This is a genomic window from Acetobacter aceti, from assembly GCF_002005445.1.
Classification (GTDB): Bacteria; Pseudomonadota; Alphaproteobacteria; order Acetobacterales; family Acetobacteraceae; genus Acetobacter; species Acetobacter aceti_B.
Genome location: NZ_CP014692.1, coordinates 2,187,956 through 2,206,523 on the forward strand (window position 1 = coordinate 2,187,956; position 18,568 = coordinate 2,206,523).

The window sequence follows — 18,568 nt, forward strand, 5'->3', positions numbered from 1 at the left end:
CGAGACGACACTGAGGCGTCGCAAATTGTAACACGGCACTGCTCTGCCCAGTCTCTACAATTCAGGAAACGCATAATAACGGCGTTCAGAAAATCCACCGACACGTCACTGCACTCAACAGGCAACGCACCGACCTTATTCCGTAACCTTTAGATGATGGACAGAAGCAAACAACTTAGCTTTCTTCATCCAGATCTCGCTGTACTTCAGGCCGACGCAGCAGGGCGTCTACTTCCATAGCATAGTCGAGAGCTGTATCCGGTTGGAAATGAATTTCCGGGGCTATACGTAAACGAAGCGTTCTAGACAGTTGTGTCCGCAAATACGGAGCCACACGTTTCAAAGCTGGCAGAAGTTTTTCGACATCTCCTTTTCCCAGATCAGAAACAAACGCTGTCGCATGTTTCAGATCGGGAGAGATACGGACCTCTGTTACTGTAATAGTGACTCCTGAAAGTTCAGGATCACGAAATTCAGTCCGGGCGAATACTTCCGACAGCATACGTCTCACTTCCTCAGCAACGCGAAGCTGGCGCTGGGAAGGACCGGATGCGGCGAGGCCGGCGAGTCTCCCCGCCGGCCCCTTTCCATCCGAAGAGCGGCTGGAACCCCGGCTCACGCTGGAACCAGTTCCATCTCGAAGCACTCGACCACATCTTTCTCACGCAGATCGTTGTAACCTGCGAAGGAAAGACCACACTCGTAGCCACGGGCGACTTCCTTGACGTCGTCCTTGAAGCGCTTGAGCTGGCTGAGATCACCTTCGTGAATGACCACACCCTCACGGAGCAGGCGCACACCGCAACCACGTTTGACAACGCCTTCGGTGACGTAGCAGCCCGCCACCTTGCCGACCTTGGTGATATTGAAGACCTGGCGGATTTCGGCGTAGCCAAGGAACTTCTCGCGATGCTTCGGAGCAACCTTACCCTTCACCAACTGCTCGATATCGTCAGCAACCTGATAGATGATCGAGTAGTAGCGAATATCCACGCCATCACGCTGGGCCATCTCACGAGCCTGCGACGTCGCACGCACATTGAAGGCGATGATCACACCATCAGAGGCTTTGGCAAGCTGCACATCACTCTCTGTGATCTGACCGACCGTCGCATTCAGCACGCGAACGTCGACCTCCTCATGAGCAAGCTTTTCGACAGTAGCCTTGATCGCCTCGGCAGAACCCTGCACATCGGCCTTGATGAGAACGGCAACTTCCTTCTGCACACCCGCCTGAATACGGGCAAGCATCTGGTCAAGCGTTCCACGAGCCGCAGTTTTGCCTGCAGCAGTATGCTCCTTGATCTTCCGCTGACGGAATTCGGAAATCTCGCGAGCGCGATTTTCGTTATCCACAACAACAAAGGAGGAACCCGCTTCCGGCACACCCGCAAGACCCAGCACTTCCACCGGCATTGACGGGCCAGCATCCGAGATCTGGCGATTACGGTCATCAACCAGCGCACGAACGCGTCCCCATTCCGAACCGGCGACAACAATGTCACCCTTACGCAATGTACCTTTCTGGACCAGGACCGTCGCCACAGGGCCACGACCACGATCGAGACGACCTTCGATGACAGCGCCTTCAGCGGCACGCTCAGGATTGGCCTTCAGATCAAGGATTTCAGCCTGCAGCAGAATGGCTTCCTCAAGCTTATCGAGATTTGTCCGCTTGAGAGCTGAGACCTCGATATCCTGAATGTCGCCACCCATGGATTCAACAACAAGCTCATGGCTCAGCAGATCCTGTCGGACGCGATCAGGGTTCGCACCCGGCTTGTCGATCTTGTTGATCGCCACGATGATCGGAGCGTTGGCGGCCTTGGCATGCTTAATCGCTTCTGCTGTCTGCGGCATGACGCCATCGTCAGCAGCAACGACCAGCACGACCACGTCGGTGACTGAAGCCCCTCGGGCACGCATGGCCGTAAAAGCCTCATGACCCGGAGTGTCAATAAAGGTGATCCTGGCGCCAGACGCCAGATTCACCTGATACGCACCGATATGCTGTGTGATGCCACCGGCTTCGCCTGCCGCCACGTCAGTGGTCCGCAGGGCATCAAGCAGGGAGGTCTTGCCGTGATCGACATGTCCCATGATCGTTACAACAGGCGGACGCGGCAGGAGATCACCTTCCTCGTCTTCCACGCCTTCAATGCCGATCTCAACATCGTTTTCAGCAACGCGTCGGACACGATGGCCGAATTCTTCGATAACCAGCTCTGCCGTATCAGCGTCAATCGACTGGGTGACAGTGGCCATAACACCCATTTTCATGAGCGCCTTGATGACTTCACCCTGACGGGCAGCCATACGATTGGCGAGTTCCTGCACGGTAATGGTTTCAGGCAGGATCACGTCACGGACAACACGCACCTGATCGGTCCGCAGTCGCTCAAGCTCGGCCTGACGGCGCTCACGCTCACGCTGACGACGAACGGAAGCGAGTGAACGCGTCTTGTCGTCATCACCTTCGATCGCGGCCTGAACGTCGATCCGACCGGATCGACGACCACCACCATCCTTCTTGACTGCACCAGCACCCTTCTTCGGCGGGGGAACAGCCCCTTTGCGAGCAGGAGCGCGGCGATCATCTTCGCCTTCACGACCACCACGCAGACGCAGGGTTTCACCTGCGCCTCCCGCTGGCGGCGCGGAGGGTGTCGATGGAGCCGGACGGGTCTGCACGAGCGGCTTGCTCGGCATGATCGCACGCTCAGCAAGCGGCCGCAGACGGCCTGGAGGCGGAGCGAGAGTAACCGTGCCCGGAATTGGCTTGTCCGACACAACCGGACCGCTCTCTTCAACAGGCGGAGCGGCAGACGCCTTAACTGGAGCTTCAGTGATCTGCTCAGCCGCCTCCTGAGCATCAAGCTCGGCACGCTGCCTGGCTTCCTGCTCTTCGCGAGCCTGTTCCTCAGCAGCACGACGTTCGTCTTCTTCCCGACGGCGCGCTTCCTCAGCCGCAGAAAGAATCTGAATCTTTTCCTGCTCGATACGCTGAGCTTCCTTGAGAGCCGCTTCCTTGCGCTGCTCTTCAAGCACTCTCTGACGGACAGCCAGTTCTGCTTCCGTCAAGCCTCTCTTGCCCGGCTGACGTCCCCCACCAGCACCACGTCCACCGGACACACCGGCTTTGGGAGCACTTGGACCTGGCCTCGCCTTTTTGCGAACCTCGACCTGTACTACCTTCGAGCGACCATGGCTGAAGCTCTGGCGCACAGATCCGGCATCGACCGTGTGTCCTACTTCAGAACGGCCCGCTGGCCGCAGGGACAGACGTCCCTTACCCTGATCCTGATCGTTGCCTTCGCTCATCTATCCGCCTGTTCAACCCGCTCGCCGGAAACTTCCGGCGTCCGCAGCACCGCCACATCGGCAAGCCCTGCAAAACGTTCACTATCCTGCTTCAACCGGTCAGCTAATGCGCCAGCCCGCAGAGCCGCGTGCACCGTGTGCTCACGACCAAATACTTTTCCCAGTTGCGCACCATCCAGTGGTTTCACCACAGGAAGAGTGCGCGCGCCAGACAGAAGTCTGACACATTCATCCGGACTTCCATCCGATGCCTGCACGACAAGAGCTGTCGCACCTGCCACGATCCATTCCCGGACCTTGGCGTAACCACTGACCGCCTGACCGGCCCGACGTGCGAGACCGAGCGTATTCGTCACACGACGAAGAAGCGCTGCCTCAATCAAACCAACCAGATCAGAAGGAATGACAACCTGACATCGTGCGGCCCGGGCAAAGCCCCCGCGAGTCCGTGCGGTTTCTAGCACATCCCGGCGCGCACTCAACCAGATTCCCCGTCCGGGCAGACGCGCGTCCAGATCAGGCACTACAGTTTTATCCGGCGCCACAACAAATCGTATCATGCTGGAAGGCGCCAGACGCTCACGCGTCACAAGACAACGACGCAGAGGACCACGTTCGTCTTCTTCGCAAACGTCGTTACTGTGGGGGAGATGATTATCCCCCTTCAGCTCCGTTGTGAACCCGCTATCTGCAGTTGTTAATTCAGAAGGGCGCTCATTGGTGGGTGTCGTGTTCAGAAGACACCTCCTCGACCGGCACTTCCGCATCGGCCTCTGCTGGAGCAGCCTCATCCTCGAACCAATGCGCACGGGCCAGCATGATGATTTCGTTGGCGGCATCCTCGTCGATCGCTTCCGAACCGAGGATTTCCACCAGCTCATCGCCAGCCAGATCAGCCAGATCATCGAGCGTCTTCACGCCCTTCTCTCCAAGCGTCACCAGCATCTGATTCGTGAAAGCGTTGAGTTCGACAATTTCATCGGTCACGCCAAGCGCGACACGTTTCTCGTCCAGCTCTTCTTTCTTGCGGGTCAGATAGGTCTCCGCACGACGCACCAGCTCTTCAACCACCGAGTCGTCAAAACCTTCGATCCCGACAAGCTCGTCCTGATCGGCATAGGCCAGCTCTTCGATCGTATCGAAACCTTCCGTCACCAGCAGGCCAGCGATCACGTCGTCCACATCCAGCGCCTCTACGAAGAGTGCGGTACGGCGACGGAACTCTTCCTGACGACGCTCGGATTCTTCCGCCTCGGTGAGGATATCGATATCCCAGCGCGTCAACTGGCTGGCCAGACGCACGTTCTGACCGCGACGACCGATGGCGAGGCTCAACTGATCGTCAGGCACAACAACCTCGACGCGTCCAGCCTCCTCATCCATCACCACCTTGCTGACTTCAGCCGGAGCCAGAGCATTGACCACGAAGGTCGCCGCCTGCGGACTCCAGGGAATGATGTCGATCTTTTCACCCTGCAACTCGGCCACGACAGCCTGCACACGGGAGCCGCGCATACCGACACAGGCGCCGACGGGATCGATGGACGCATCCCGGGAAATCACCGCCATCTTGGCGCGCGAGCCCGGATCACGGGACACCGCCTTGATCTCGATGATTCCGTCATAGATTTCCGGCACTTCCTGCGCGAACAGCTTCGCAAGGAAAGCTGGATGCGTGCGGGAAAGGAAAATCTGCGGACCACGCGGTTCGTCACGCACATCATAGATGTAGGCACGAACACGGTCTGAATTACGGAACGTCTCACGCGGGATCAGCTCGTCACGACGCAGAAGCGCCTCGGCAGAGCCGATCTCAACCATGAGGTTACCGTATTCGGTGCGCTTGACCGTGCCGTTGACGATCTCGCCCACGCGATCCTTGAACTCGTCATACTGACGCTTGCGCTCGTATTCACGCACGCGCTGGACGATAACCTGTTTGGCCGTCTGCGCGGAAATACGACCAAAGTCGATCGGAGGCAGCGGATCGATCAGATGCTCGCCAAGCTGGATTTCTGGCTTGAATTTACGGGCGATGTGAAGGGGAATCTGAGTTTCCTCATTTTCCACGGCCTCGACGGCCTCAGTCCAGCGAGACAGACGCACTTCGCCTGTCCGACGATCGATCGTCGCGCGAATATCCTTCTCGTGACCATACTTGGCACGACCGGCCTTCTGAATGGCCTGCTCCATCGCCTCGAGAACTTCCTCACGATCGATCAGCTTCTCACGCGCAACCGCGTCAGCCACCAGAAGCAGCTCGGGACGTGCAACAGAGGTATCCATACTCATCACAACTCCACGACAGACCAGACGCCAACGTCACACGACATCAGCCCAATCCCGCAAGCCGAAATCCACCCGAAGACAAGGCTTCAGACAATCTCAGGTCTGCATATGATATCACAGGCTGGGTTTTACCACCCCTGACCGCCTCAATGACGGGTTTTAGACTTCTTTTTTTCGACCGGAGCGTCTTCCGCCCCTTCCTCATCCTGCACGCCAGGCTTCATCATCGCCTGTGTGGCAGCGATCAAGGCGTCCGTCAGGACAAGTCTGGCCTTCTTCTGCTCCCGAAATGGCAGAACAACTTCCTCGCCATCATCAAGGCGCATCCTGCCGCCCTCTTCCGAGGCTCCCAGCACGATACCGGAGAAGCGCCGACGACCGTTAACGGGAATCAGCATCTCCGCCTTCGCCAGATGCCCGGCAAAACGCTCCCAGTCTTTCGGACGTGTGAGTGGACGATCGATCCCGGCAGAGGACACTTCCAGCGTCCAGTTACCGGGAATGGGATCTTCCACGTCCATGACTGCGCCTACCGCGTGGCTGATCTGCTCACAGTCTTCCACCGTGATCAGTGTGCCATCAGCGCGGTCGGCCATGATCTGCACCGTTGGCACTTCGCGCCCCAACACCGACACCCGAACGATCTCGAACCCGAGATCCTCCACAGCGGGTGTGATGAGCGCGGCAATCCGCCCTTCAAGGCCAACATGAGTCGAATGGTCTTCGTCCACAACAAAAAAGGCGACCGAGCCGGCCACCCCCCAAAAAGAGCAGAAATGAAAGGAATGAGCTTTGGTGTAAGTCACTGACCGAAAAATCGCAAGATGAAATTCATTCTCCCTGCACAGGCAGGATTATTTCGATTCATAAAGGTTTGTATCTTTTTCGTTTGCCCCTTGCATCGGTGCAACACCCCATGTCTTAGATAGAACCACAAATGACGGAAAACTCCCCCTACACCCCTCAGCGACAGCCAGAAAAAGATCCTGAGAATCGTGGTTCTGGCCTGATGATCGCGGCGATAGCTGCGCTGATGGTTGTGGCTGGCGGGGCGTCGTGGATGGCGAACGGGGGTGGAGCGAAGAATGACCAGGATACCAAGCCTCCCCTCGCCTCGCCGCAGAACATACAGAACGACACGGCGCACGGACGATTTTCAGTCGCGGGTGAGTTCGCGTACATCTCACCTGAAAATGCGCCAGAAGCCCTGCGGCGTGCGGGATATTCGGAAGCAGAGCAATCCACTATCCTTGCAGGCATCAAACGCCGTGATTACCGGCTGGCTGTCATGCCGGTCTTTGATGCGGGCGGAACGGGAGGCACAATCGCCATTTCTTCCGGCCCGGTGAGGCGGATCGTGCACCTCACGCCAACACCCCAGCCTATTGTTCTTCCCATCACGATTGTCGGGGAGGTCTCGGTCTCCGCGATTTCACCCGCCGGTCCGACCGGAATCACGACAGGGGCCGTTACAGTTCTGGGCCCCGAAGCCCTCCCTTCCCTTCAGCAGGGCGACAATCTCCTTCTGACAGTCATCGTTCAATGAGAAATCGCTTCGTGATGGATCGCTTTATGGATCGCTTTCGCCCGCATTTCCGGAGAATTGTCCCATGAAGGGTCTGCTTCCCATGCTCAACCGGTTCATGCCGGTCATGATGGTGATCTTTCTGGTCCTTGCGAGCATTCAGGCTGCTGTCAGCCTGCATCTTTCACTCGCCACTCTGGATCACTTCATGAAATGGTGTGCACCGCTCTGGCCGGTTCTGGCTGGCGCGGGAGCCTTTTTCACACTGGCTGGTCTTGTTTACGAAATAAGCTCGGAAAAGCTGGCCCGGAAGGGTCTGCTCCGCAGACGGGGATGGATGATGGACGTTCTGGCGCGACTGACCAACAGGAAGGCACTTGAAGAACTGATGGCGCGCGAACAGCGCGACTCAGCCATCGATGCGGAGGAACTCGCCGCCAATCTGCGAGCCCGGGTCATCGGACAGGATCAGGTGTGCGAGGACATGGCCAACCAGCTTCGCAGACGGCTCGCCCTCCAGGTTCGCGGCAAACCGGTCGGCATCTTCCTGCTGGCAGGCCCACCCGGCACCGGCAAGACCTATCTGGCCAAGCAGCTGGCGCGTCAGCTCGACAGGCCGCTCATGCATTTCGACATGACGCAGATGGCCAGCGCCCATGCCGCCACACAACTTTTCGGATCTCCAAAAGGCTATGTCGGCTCGGATACCTACGGAAAACTGACAGGCGGCCTCAAGGAGAAGCCGGATTCAGTGGTGCTTCTCGATGAAATCGAAAAGGCCCATCCCGACGTTTTCAAGCAGTTTCTTGTCGCCTGGAATGACGGCTATGTAACCGAAGCCTCGACGGGAGCCCATGTTTCCGCCACTCAGGCCATCTTTATCCTGACCTCGAACATCGCCACCGAAGCGCTGACCGATATCGCCAACCGTCTTGGCGATGACCCTGACCGTATGCGCGCCGAGTCGGTGGAAGCACTGCGTCAGGCCGGGTTCGCTCCAGAAGTCCTGAACCGGATTGATCGCATCTTTGTGTTCCGTCCTCTCCGCGGGCTGGATATCGCCCGCGTCGCGGCGCTGGAAATCGAAACCATGATCGAGAGCTACGGACTGGCCATCGAGCCGGGTGGTATCGAGCCTTCGATCCTGTTTGACGTCATGCGGCGTCAGAACCGGCTGGGCGACGGAGCCTCTGCCCGTGATCTTGCCCGATCCATTGAGGATATGGTCAGTGAATCCCTGATCGTTGCGCGTCAGCAAGGCGCGAAGATGGTGCGCATCGCTCATACTGATGACGGAGTTACAGCTCAGGTGGTTACTGAACCTCTCTCTCCAGCACGCCCTCACCTGACAGCCTGACGGTATTGTATGTCTGCTTTTTCGCGTCTGTGGCGTCGCGCTCCCTTGTGGCGACTGTCTCTCGTCAGCATGGTCGCATTCAGCGGTGTCACCGCCCTGTATCCACCTGACTGGCTCGTCGGCCTCTACCCTCCTCTGGGCAGGTTCGCGCATCATCCTGCGGCCACTCCGGACGACGATGCGTCATCGTCCGACAGTTCCCGGAATGAAACGGGGCAGAACAGTCAGGCAGCGGGTGGTGGAGGTCATGGCAATGGTTACGGGACGGAACAGGCCTCAGTTCCACCCATCGACGCTCAACTGATCGACCTCATGCCTTTTGCAGGACGCCAGCTTCCGCTACCGGCTGGCATATGGCACCCGGTACTGACCGAAACGACCGGGCCACATGGAGAAATTTCCAGTAATATTCTCGTTCGCACGGATCGAGGCGTTGTAACGGGAGTCATCCTCGTTCAGGCGACGACAGCCAGCGTGCCGCCTTCAGTGCTGAGCGACCAACCATGCCATGCACGGGATGCCTATTTTCAGCGCACGCTGGCTGCTCCAAAGGACGCAGTCCAGTGCATCTCTACAAATGTCAGCCTGACACCGAAGGGCGACATCCGTTCACGAGACGACATCGACTGGGCTTTCGGACGTCTCCAGCTACTCGGATTTCCAATGCCGCCAGTCTGGGCGCTCGCATCATGGACTTATGCCGTGAATGCGCCGGATGGCGGCAAAAACTTTGAAAACGTGACGATGGCGCTCAGCCCGGCCGATCCGGGAACAGCCCGCATCTCTACGTCCCTGTCTGACTGGACTCCCGACGGATTGGGGACATCGCCATTCTCCGGACGCTTTATGCAGGATGTGAATGGCTGGCTTACCCAATGGGCGCCTGTTCTGCTGCAAGGTTACCAAGGGACCCTGCAACCCTCCCCCGAAAAAATCCGTCCGGCAGCGTCCGATCCTGCCTGGCATGGCACGGCAGGCGCTCCACCGACCTGAGCTTCATCAGGTCGGGCTGAGAACGTCTAAGGAAATCTCGATCAGGAAATCCAGCACCGTGCGGGTGCGTAACGGAAGTGTCCGTGGTCCGGTATGCACCGCATAAAGTGGCATCGGCGGCACTTTCCACTCAGGGAGAACCTCAACCAGTTCTCCTGCCGCGACCAGATGACGAACCTGAAATTCCGGCAGAAGTCCGACTCCTACACCCGCCTGAACGGCATGAAGAGCAGCTTCACTGGAATTCGCCCGGAACACCGCCGCCGGAGCGACAACGCTTTCCTCGCCTTCGGCGTTCAGGAAATGCCAGTCCTGACGCCCACCCCCATACGTGAAGACCACACATGCTTCACCGGTCAGATCATGCGGATGCCGCAGCGTAGATCTGGGTGTGAAATGTGTTGAGGAACTGACCAGAGACCGATGGACAGCACCCAGCTTGCGGGCAATCAGGGAGCCTTCGGCGATCTCGCCAACCCTGATGGCAAGGTCCAGCCCTTCCTCCACGAGATCGCCGAACCCGTCCCGCATGACAAGTTCGACGGAGAGATCCGGGTGTTTACCCAGAAGATCCTTGATCCGGTTGGTGAGATACAGGCCGAATGCCGTGGTGACACCCAGCCTGACAAGACCGGACACTGACGCCCGCCGACGCCCGAGCACCGTTTCGGCCGTCTCGAGAATTTCCAGCAATTCATACGCATGAGGCAGAAGACTGCGACCATCTTCCGTCATCATCAGACTGCGGGTCGTGCGTGCGAACAGCGTTGTGCCGTAATGCGCTTCCAGCAGGGCGATATGACGTGAAATCGTCGGCTGACTGGCTCCCGTTTCGCGGGAAACAGCCGAGAATGAGCCTGTCGCGGCGACGCGGACAAAGCTGTGAAGAGCAGAAAGAAGATCCATCGCGCAGTCAGGCTAAAAGTTGCGCGGCAATCATGACCGGATGTTCATTTATGCACAATGCGTTGGAGTGAGAGGCCCACATACCAAAAAAGCATTGGCCAAAGTCATGGCCAGAAAACTCGTCCGCTAAATCGGCATTTCAAAAGTATGATTCGGCCAAATCCAATGAGCCGGGTGTGAAAAAATTTCTCACACCCGGCAAGCATATCAACCGCCGCGTCGTTCGCTGACAGCAAGACGACGTTCGGCCATTTTGGCAAGGCGCACGAACGGCAGACCCAGCAGCAGATAGGCCCCACCGACCATCATCCCTGTCCCGAAATAATCGAAATAGGTGGAGGACAGACGGACATAGGTCTGGCTGAGCTCCGTCAGGGTGATGATGCTGACCAGCGATGAATCTTTCAGCAAAGAGATGAAATCGTTGGTCATCACCGGCACCACGACCCGGAAGGCCTGCGGCACGACGACATAACGCAGAGCCTGAGCATGCGTCATGTTGAGGGCGGTCGCCGCTTCCATCTGCCCTCGTGCAACGGACTGCAGACCAGCGCGATAATTCTCCGCCTCATAGGCTGCGTAATTCAGTCCGAGACTGATGACGCCGGCGACAAAGGGCGAAAGGCGGATGCCGATACCTGGCAGACCATAGAAAATGAACAGCACCTGGATCAGTAGCGGCGTGCCGCGAATAACTTCAATGTAGAGCGTCGCGAGAGCTGCCGCCCATGAAGGGCCATAGCGTCGCGTCAGCGCCAGAATGAGGCCCAGAGCCACAGCCAGCACCATCGCGCAGGCGGAGACCGCCAGTGTCATGACAGCGCCCTTGCCGATCAGCGGCAGGAAGCTGGCGTAGCGATCAAAACGGGCTTTCCAGCCTTTGGTCGGTGCGGTCGCGGCGATGTAACGCTCCCATTCCGTCGGCGTGATACCGGGCTGGCTGTGATCACCGGTCCACGCCGCCATTTCGGGCGTCCACAGATTCCAGCGCGCCAGAATCCGGTGCAACGTGCCGTCCGCAACCATCGATTTCAGGGTAGCATCGACCTGCTTGCGCAGTTCAACATTGCCCCCCTTCGGGAAGGCGATTCCGTAGGATACATGCCCAACAGGAGGACCGACGATACGGAAGGCGGGGTCTGCTTCACCGTAATAGAGCGCAATGGGTCCATCAATCAGGATCGCATCGAGACGCTTGTTGCGAAGATCCTCGAACATGTTGGATTCTTCGTCATAACCACGCACCGTGATGTCGTGGCGCTCGCCCATCATGCGTTCGGCCAGCGTATCCTTCACCGTGCCGATGACATGGCCGCCGAGACGCTCGAATGAATCCAGTCCGGCCTGATCACGACGCACGACGATACGCTCGGAGGTCATGTAGTAAGGCTGGCTGAAATCGATCGCCTCGATATGCTCCGGCGTCATTTCGATGCCGCAGATGACCATCAGGTAGAAGTTGCGTTCGAGCCCCGGAATCAGGCCATCCCAGTCGTTCTGCACGAACTGGGCTTCGCGCCCGAGACGGCGGCCGATTTCTTCCATGATGTCGTATTCGTAACCGCTCATGCGGTTTTCGTCAGACGGATCATGAAAGGTGTAAGGCACGTTGGACGTTCCGTCAGCACCCCACTTCATGACCGTGGAGGACGGATCTGCCGTTGCGGACGCCGTTATCGGCTCCGGCTGGGGTCGCTCGGCAACCGGTGTATTCTCCGCCCATGCGGAAGCGCCCTGCAAAGCAATTCCGATGACAGCGAAACCGACCAGAAAACGCGCACGAAGCCGCGAAAAAACGGAAGTCATGCCGAGGCTCCCAGAAGAAAGCGTCGCGTCCGGGGATCGCGCGGGTTGTCATACATCTCGTCAGGGTCGCCGATTTCGATGATCTCGCCACCATCCATGAACACGATCTTGTCGGAGGCGGCGCGGGCGAAGTTCATGTCGTGTGTCACGACAATCTGCGTCATGCCTTCGCGGTCCAGCGCCCGCATGACTTCGAGCACTTCCTCCGCGACGCGTGGGTCGAGCGCGGACGTCGGTTCGTCGTAGAGCATCACGTCCGGGCGCATGGCGAGCGCACGGGCAATGGCCGCACGCTGCTGCTGACCGCCGGAAAGCGTGGCCGGATAGCGCAGGCACGCCGCCTCAAGACCGACCTTGGCGAGCAGTTCACGCGCTTCAGCCTCTGCCACGGCAGCTGATACCTTCTTAACCACGCGCGGCGCGATCATCACGTTGTCCAGCACCGTGCGATGCGGAAAAAGATTGAAGGACTGGAACACCATGCCGACATGCGCACGCAGTCTGTGCGCATGCGCTTCATCGGCGGCTTTCCAGGGACCACCTGAACGACGGATGCTGTCGTCGGCGATCGTCACAGTGCCTTCGTCGGGAATTTCCAGAAAATTCAGACACCGCAGAAAGGTGGATTTTCCGCACCCCGAAGGTCCGATGATGGAAATGAGCTCTCCCCGTTCAACGGTCAGAGACACTCCATTGAGCACCTTGTTTGAATCAAACGTTTTACTGATCGATTCAGCACAGAGTACCGTTTCAACGCAAAAGGCTGGCCCGGAATTCTCCGGGCCAGCCTTTTTGCCATCGTCATGAAGAGACGGAGTTGTATCAGGCAGCTTTCAGCATCCCACGCAAGACGTACTGGAGAATGCCACCATGACGGTAATATTCGACCTCGTCCAGCGTATCTATGCGACAAAGCAGTGACACTTTTTCTGTCGTTCCATCGGCGCGGGTGATGACCAGCGTCACGTCCATGCGTGGCGTAATCTTCTCAAGTCCGATGATGTCGAAGGTCTCGTCGCCCTTCAGATTCAGCGTCTTGCGATCCGTGCCTTCCTTGAAGAGCAGCGGCAGAACGCCCATGCCCACAAGGTTGGAGCGATGGATACGCTCGAAGCTTTCGGCGATGACCGCCTTCACGCCCAGAAGCAGCGTGCCCTTGGCCGCCCAGTCACGGGACGAACCCATGCCGTATTCCTTGCCGCCGATGACGACGAGGGGCGTGCCCTTCTCCTTGTAGTCCATGGCCACATCGTAGATGAAGCCCTGCTTGCCGTCGGCAAATTTGGACAGGCCGCCTTCCGTACCAGGGCACATCTCGTTCTTGATGCGGATGTTGGCGAACGTGCCACGCACCATGATCCGGTCATTGCCGCGACGTGAGCCGTAGGAGTTGAAGTCCTTTGGTTCCACACCATGCTCGATCAGATACTTGCCTGCGGGAGAGTCCTTCTTGATCGAACCGGCCGGAGAAATGTGATCGGTGGTGATGTTGTCGCCCAGCAGAGCCAGAAGACGCGCGCCCTTGATGTCACTGGTTGTGCCCGATGGCTCGGCGGGCATGTTCTTGAAGTACGGCGGATCCTGCACGTACGTTGACTTCGGATCCCACTTGTAGGTCTGCGAACCGGTCGCAACCTTGAGATCCTGCCATTCCTTCGTGCCCTTATCCACCGTGCTGTAACGCTTGATGAACTCGTCACGGTTGATGGAAGACCCCATCAGCGCGGCGATTTCCTTGTTTGAAGGCCAGATGTCCTTCAGGTAAACCGGCTTGCCGTCCTTGGACGTGCCGAGCGGTTCCTTCGTGATATCCTTGCGCATCGTGCCGAGCAGCGAATAGGCCACGACCAGTGGCGGGCTGGCGAGGTAGTTCGCACGCACGTTCGGCGAGATACGGCCTTCGAAGTTACGGTTACCGGACAGAACCGAAACAGCGATCAGCTTGTTGTTCTCGATGGCGTCGACAATGTTGTCAGCCAGCGGGCCGGAGTTGCCGATACAGGTCGTGCAGCCGTAACCGACCGTGTTGAAGCCGAGCGCGTCAAGGTCTTCACTCAGGTTGGCGCGGTTCAGGTAGTCGGTGACAACCTGCGAACCGGGAGCCAGCGACGTCTTGACCCATGGCTTCGGCTTCAGGCCGAGGGCGCGCGCCTTGCGGGCGACGAGACCGGCGGCAATCAGCACGGCAGGGTTGGATGTATTGGTGCAGGACGTAATCGCCGCGATGACGATATCGCCGTTGCCCAGTTCGTAATTGGTGTTGGCGACCGGGAACTTCCTGTCCTTGTCGGCTTCGGCCACACCAAGGCCCGACGTCAGCTCTTTTTCGAATGCCGTTGTTGCTTCGGTCAGAACAACGCGATCCTGTGGACGCTTCGGGCCGGAGATGGACGGCACAACCGTCGAGAGATCGAGTTCGAGCGTATCGGTGAAGACCGGCTCAGCCGTTTCCGCCGTGCGGAACATGCCCTGCGCCTTGTAGTATTCCTCAACCAGCTTGATGCGGTGAGAATCACGACCTGTCTCGTGCAGATAGTCGAGCGTGAGTTTATCGACCGGGAAGAAACCACAGGTCGCGCCATATTCCGGCGCCATGTTGGCGATCGTCGCACGGTCGGCAACCGGCAGATGGTCGAGAGCCGGACCGAAAAACTCGACGAATTTGCCGACAACGCCCTTCTTGCGGAGCATCTGGGTGACGGTCAGCACCAGATCGGTCGCCGTAGCGCCTTCAGGCAGTTTGCCCGTCAGTCTGAAGCCGATGACGTCAGGAATAAGCATGGCGATCGGCTGGCCGAGCATGGCGGCTTCAGCTTCGATACCGCCAACACCCCAGCCCAGAACGCCCAGGCCGTTGACCATGGTCGTATGGGAGTCGGTGCCGTAGAGCGTGTCCGGATAGACATACTCCTTACCGCCGACTTCGGCTGTCCAGGCGACCTGAGCGATATATTCGAGGTTCACCTGATGGCAGATGCCTGTGTCGGGCGGAACGACCGAGAAGTTCTCGAACGCTTCCTGACCCCAGCGCAGAAACGCATAGCGCTCGCCGTTACGGTCGAACTCCATGGTGATGTTCTTCTGGAGCGCATCCGGTGTGCCGTAGACGTCCACCATCACCGAATGGTCGATGACGAGGTTGACCGGCACCAGAGGATTCACCTTTTCCGGATTACCTTTCAGCTGCACGATGCCATCACGCATCGCGGCGAGGTCCACCACACCCGGAACGCCGGTGAAATCCTGCATGAGGATACGCGACGGCTTGAAAGGCACTTCTTTCGTGCTGCGGGCATTTTCCAGCCAGCCTGCGATGGCCTTGGCGTCATCCTGAGTATAAGAGCGACCGTCTTCGAAACGCAGGACGTTCTCAAGCAGCACTTTAAGGCTTACCGGGAGACGATCTACAGTGCCGATGGTTTTCTCGGCCTCCGGGATTGAGAAATAATGGTAGGTCTTGCCGTCAACCTTGAGCTCGCGCCCGGTTTTCAACGAATCGTGGCCAACCGCTTTCATAAGTATTCCCTCCGCGACAACAGCATCCCGCTGGTATGTCGAACCGGTAGCTCTCCCATCAATCATGGGTGAGCGCCTCTACCCGGGAAGAGTCCCGAGTCACCAGCTTGATCTCTGATCGGTGGTAGAACATACCGGGGGCACGCCTAGGCACAAGCACACCGGCGACCACAAGAACGCGAGCAGGACGAAAAGCCCTCTTCCTGTGGTCACAAACAGGGGAACAGGCTCATCTCGGACACACCCTCCCTTTCTGCAACGCTCGAAGCGCAAGACATCACGGTTTTTCGTGGAGAGCGGCTTGTGCTGGATCAGGTCAGCCTTTCCCTCTCCGCAGGTGAGGCGATGCTGCTGACAGGCCCGAACGGCGCGGGCAAAAGCACGCTGATGCGTGTTCTGGCCGGGCTGAGAAAACCGGACTCCGGCCAGTTGTTGTGGCAGGGCGGGAATGTCTTCGCCGATCGCATGAGCTACTCACAGAACATTGCCTATCTCGGCCATCAGGATGCTCTGAAGCCGGGACTGACTCTGGCGGAAAATCTCTCGGTGTTCTCTCATGGCGCTTCTCTTGATGAAGCATTCGACAGTTTCGATCTGCGCTATCTGGCCGACACGCCGGTCCGTCTGCTTTCCGCCGGACAGAAACGACGCGCCGCCCTCGCCCGCGTGATTCTCGCCCAGGCTCCGCTCTGGCTTCTGGACGAACCGAGTCTCGGACTGGACGCCCATTCTGTCACACGACTTGGGGAAGCGCTGCGCCGTCACCGGCAAACGGGGGGCATGATCATCGCCACCACCCATGTGCCGCTCCCGCTTGATGATGTGCGCCACCTGACACTGTCAGGCGTGCCGGTGGACGACTGGACCGGGGAGTTCGTCGACGCATGATACGCCTGTTTCTTGGTATTATCGGACGTGACCTGCGCCTCGCCCTGCGTCATGGGGCGGACACGCTCGGTGCTGTGCTGTTCTTTATCCTTGCGGGCGCGCTGTTCCCTCTCGCCCTCGGTCCGTCTCCGGACCTGCTGCGACGCATGGCCCCCGGCGTCATCTGGGTCTGCGCCCTGCTCGCCTCTCTCCTGCCACTTGATCGTCTTTTCGGCTCGGAACTCGAGGACGGGTCACTGGACCACCTGCTTCTGACCGGCCTGCCGCCCGCCCTCGTCGCGCTGGCGAAGATGACGGCGCACTGGCTGACGACCGGACTCCCCCTTCTGGTCGCGGCTTTTCCGATGGCCATCATGCTCAATCTGCCGACACAGGCCTTTCCGGCGCTGATGGCAGGCTTGATCCCCGGCACCATAGGCCTGTCGCTTTTTGGCGGCATGGCGGCTTCGATTGTGCTGGGTGCGCGACGTGGCGGTGTTCTGCTTCCACTTCTTGTACTGCCGCTCGTCACGCCGGTGCTGATTTTTGGAGCGGCTGCTGTCGATGCCGCCCGAAGCGGGATCAACTGGGCGCCTGACATGGAACTGCTTCTGGCTGTCCTGGCCGTAGCGCTCCCGCTCTGCCCCCTCGCGGCCGGATCAGGCCTGCGGGCAGCAGCGGAATAAACCGCCGCCCTAGTTTTCCGCGAGCACCTGCCGACTCGCCTTGACGCGGGTCACGCGACGGCCTTCCATTTCCAGCACTTCAAACAGCCAGCCGGAAAAGACGACCTTGTCCGCAACGGCGGGAACGCGACGCAGCAGTGCAAGAATCAGGCCGCCGAGAGTGTGATAGTCCCCCTCACCCGGCAGTTCACCGAGTCCAAGGCGGTCTTTGACCTCATCGGCAGGTTCCGACCCTTCAAGGATCACCACGTCACCGGGCTTGACCGAGAGCAGCGTATGCTGACCGTGCTCGTTCACCTCGCCTACAATGGCGTCGAACAGGTCGGATGCCGTCACGATCCCTTCGAATGAGCCGTATTCATCCACGACAAGCGCGATGCCCAGCGGGATAGAGCGCATCCGTTCGAGCATATCGAGTGCGGAGATGGAGTCAGGCACCACCACCGGCTGCCTGAGTCCGGCCTCGATCGACACCGGCATGCCATCAAGCAGACGGTCCAGCATGTCACTGGCGAGAATCACCCCGACAGGATTATCCACCCCGCCCTCGCAGACCACCAGACGGGAAAAAGTCGTCGTGCGCAGCGTGGAGACCAGAACATCGCGCGGCACATGGCGTTCGATCCAGATGATCTCGTTACGCGGGGTCATGATCGCCCGGACAGGGCGATCGGCCAGACGCAGGAGACGCTCGATCATCGTCCGTTCTTCATGTTCAAGAACGCCGGACTGAGCTCCCTCGAGCAGGACAGCCCGCAACTCCTCTTCCGTCAGAGTCTGTCTGTCCGCAACCGGCACACGAAGCAGCTTCAGCACCAGATTTGAAGACAGCCGGAGAAACCAGACAAAGGGTCTGGCGACCATTCCCAGCACATCGAGCGGCACGGCGAGCATCGCCGCAATCTGCTCGGGATACTGAAGCGCCAGTTGCTTTGGCACCAGTTCGCCCAGAACCAGCATCAGGCCCGTGATGGCAAACACGACCACAACCATGGAGATATCTTCGGCAAACGGCCGCAGGGACTCAAACTGGGCCAGCCAGGGCGTCAGCGCGGCTTCAATCTTCACGCCGCCGAAGGTGCCTTCCAGAATCGACACCAGCGTCATGCCGATCTGCACGGTCGGCAGGAAGCGTTGTGGATCATCCGCCAGCTTGAGCGCCCGTTCAGCGCCCCTCACCCCCTGACTCTGAAGCATTACGAGGCGTGCCCGCTTCAGTGAAATCAGCGCCAGTTCTCCCATGGCGAAAACGCCATTCAGTATGACGAGCAGGAGAATGATCAGAATAGAAACAGTCATGAC

General features: G+C 58.8%; 15 protein-coding genes. 5 read left to right on the forward strand and 10 right to left on the reverse strand.

The genetic code is table 11. The features are described from left to right. Nucleotides 1-175: 175 nt before the first annotated feature. The 5 genes from rbfA to rimP all read right to left on the reverse strand — a co-directional run bounded on the left by rbfA (nt 176) and on the right by rimP (nt 6,368). Nucleotides 176-619, reverse strand: a complete 444-nt coding sequence (gene rbfA / locus A0U92_RS09870) for a 30S ribosome-binding factor RbfA (RefSeq protein WP_077813069.1) — start codon at nt 617-619, stop codon at nt 176-178. After that, a complete protein-coding gene (gene infB, locus A0U92_RS09875) occupies nt 616-3,321 on the reverse strand; it encodes a translation initiation factor IF-2 (RefSeq protein ID WP_077813070.1) in 2,706 nt (901 codons plus the stop codon). Before infB ends, rbfA begins: the two co-directional genes overlap by 4 nt. Continuing rightward, complete coding sequence (locus A0U92_RS09880; protein ID WP_077814370.1) at nt 3,318-3,989, reverse strand: RNA-binding protein; 672 nt, start codon at nt 3,987-3,989, stop codon at nt 3,318-3,320. Before A0U92_RS09880 ends, infB begins: the two co-directional genes overlap by 4 nt. Nucleotides 3,990-4,035: 46 nt before the next feature. Further along, a complete protein-coding gene (nusA, locus tag A0U92_RS09885) occupies nt 4,036-5,607 on the reverse strand; it encodes a transcription termination factor NusA (RefSeq protein ID WP_077813071.1) in 1,572 nt (523 codons plus the stop codon). 149 nt (nt 5,608-5,756) lie between these two features. Continuing rightward, the gene (gene rimP, locus A0U92_RS09890; protein ID WP_077813072.1) at nt 5,757-6,368 is read right to left on the reverse strand and encodes a ribosome maturation factor RimP; all 612 of its coding nucleotides are present in this window, start codon (nt 6,366-6,368) and stop codon (nt 5,757-5,759) included. 179 nt (nt 6,369-6,547) lie between these two features. Between rimP and A0U92_RS09895 the strand changes: the two genes are divergently transcribed. The 3 genes from A0U92_RS09895 (at nt 6,548) to A0U92_RS09905 (ending at nt 9,485) form a co-directional block, all read left to right on the forward strand. Then, the gene (locus A0U92_RS09895; RefSeq protein ID WP_236748080.1) at nt 6,548-7,156 is read left to right on the forward strand and encodes a hypothetical protein; all 609 of its coding nucleotides are present in this window, start codon (nt 6,548-6,550) and stop codon (nt 7,154-7,156) included. A 64-nt stretch (nt 7,157-7,220) separates the two neighbouring features. Beyond that, nucleotides 7,221-8,492 carry an AAA family ATPase gene (locus tag A0U92_RS09900; protein ID WP_077813073.1) on the forward strand — a complete coding sequence of 424 codons (1,272 nt, stop codon included), beginning with the start codon at nt 7,221-7,223 and terminating at the stop codon, nt 8,490-8,492. 9 nt (nt 8,493-8,501) lie between these two features. Beyond that, complete coding sequence (locus tag A0U92_RS09905; protein WP_077813074.1) at nt 8,502-9,485, forward strand: hypothetical protein; 984 nt, start codon at nt 8,502-8,504, stop codon at nt 9,483-9,485. 6 nt (nt 9,486-9,491) lie between these two features. On the opposite strand, the gene A0U92_RS09910 is transcribed toward A0U92_RS09905, so the two are convergent. The 4 genes from A0U92_RS09910 to acnA all read right to left on the reverse strand — a co-directional run bounded on the left by A0U92_RS09910 (nt 9,492) and on the right by acnA (nt 15,713). Continuing rightward, on the reverse strand, nt 9,492-10,391 hold the full coding sequence (locus A0U92_RS09910) for a LysR family transcriptional regulator (RefSeq protein ID WP_077813075.1): 900 nt from the start codon (nt 10,389-10,391) through the stop codon (nt 9,492-9,494). A gap of 207 nt (nt 10,392-10,598) precedes the next feature. Further along, nucleotides 10,599-12,197, reverse strand: coding sequence for an ABC transporter substrate-binding protein/permease (locus tag A0U92_RS09915; RefSeq protein WP_077813076.1), 1,599 nt, complete (start codon nt 12,195-12,197; stop codon nt 10,599-10,601). Then, nucleotides 12,194-12,925 carry an amino acid ABC transporter ATP-binding protein gene (locus A0U92_RS09920; protein ID WP_187668941.1) on the reverse strand — a complete coding sequence of 244 codons (732 nt, stop codon included), beginning with the start codon at nt 12,923-12,925 and terminating at the stop codon, nt 12,194-12,196. The genes A0U92_RS09915 and A0U92_RS09920 overlap by 4 nt, the downstream gene beginning before the upstream one ends. Before the next feature lie 94 nt (nt 12,926-13,019). Further along, nucleotides 13,020-15,713, reverse strand: a complete 2,694-nt coding sequence (gene acnA, locus A0U92_RS09925) for an aconitate hydratase AcnA (protein WP_077813078.1) — start codon at nt 15,711-15,713, stop codon at nt 13,020-13,022. Nucleotides 15,714-15,944: 231 nt separating this feature from the next. Between acnA and ccmA the strand changes: the two genes are divergently transcribed. After that, nucleotides 15,945-16,601, forward strand: coding sequence for a heme ABC exporter ATP-binding protein CcmA (ccmA, locus tag A0U92_RS09930; RefSeq protein ID WP_077813079.1), 657 nt, complete (start codon nt 15,945-15,947; stop codon nt 16,599-16,601). Then, nucleotides 16,598-17,266, forward strand: a complete 669-nt coding sequence (gene ccmB, locus A0U92_RS09935) for a heme exporter protein CcmB (protein WP_077813080.1) — start codon at nt 16,598-16,600, stop codon at nt 17,264-17,266. The genes ccmA and ccmB overlap by 4 nt, the downstream gene beginning before the upstream one ends. A 9-nt stretch (nt 17,267-17,275) precedes the next feature. Here the strand turns inward: ccmB and A0U92_RS09940 are convergent, their stop codons facing one another. Further along, nucleotides 17,276-18,565, reverse strand: a complete 1,290-nt coding sequence (locus A0U92_RS09940; RefSeq protein WP_077813081.1) for a hemolysin family protein — start codon at nt 18,563-18,565, stop codon at nt 17,276-17,278. Nucleotides 18,566-18,568 lie beyond the last annotated feature (3 nt).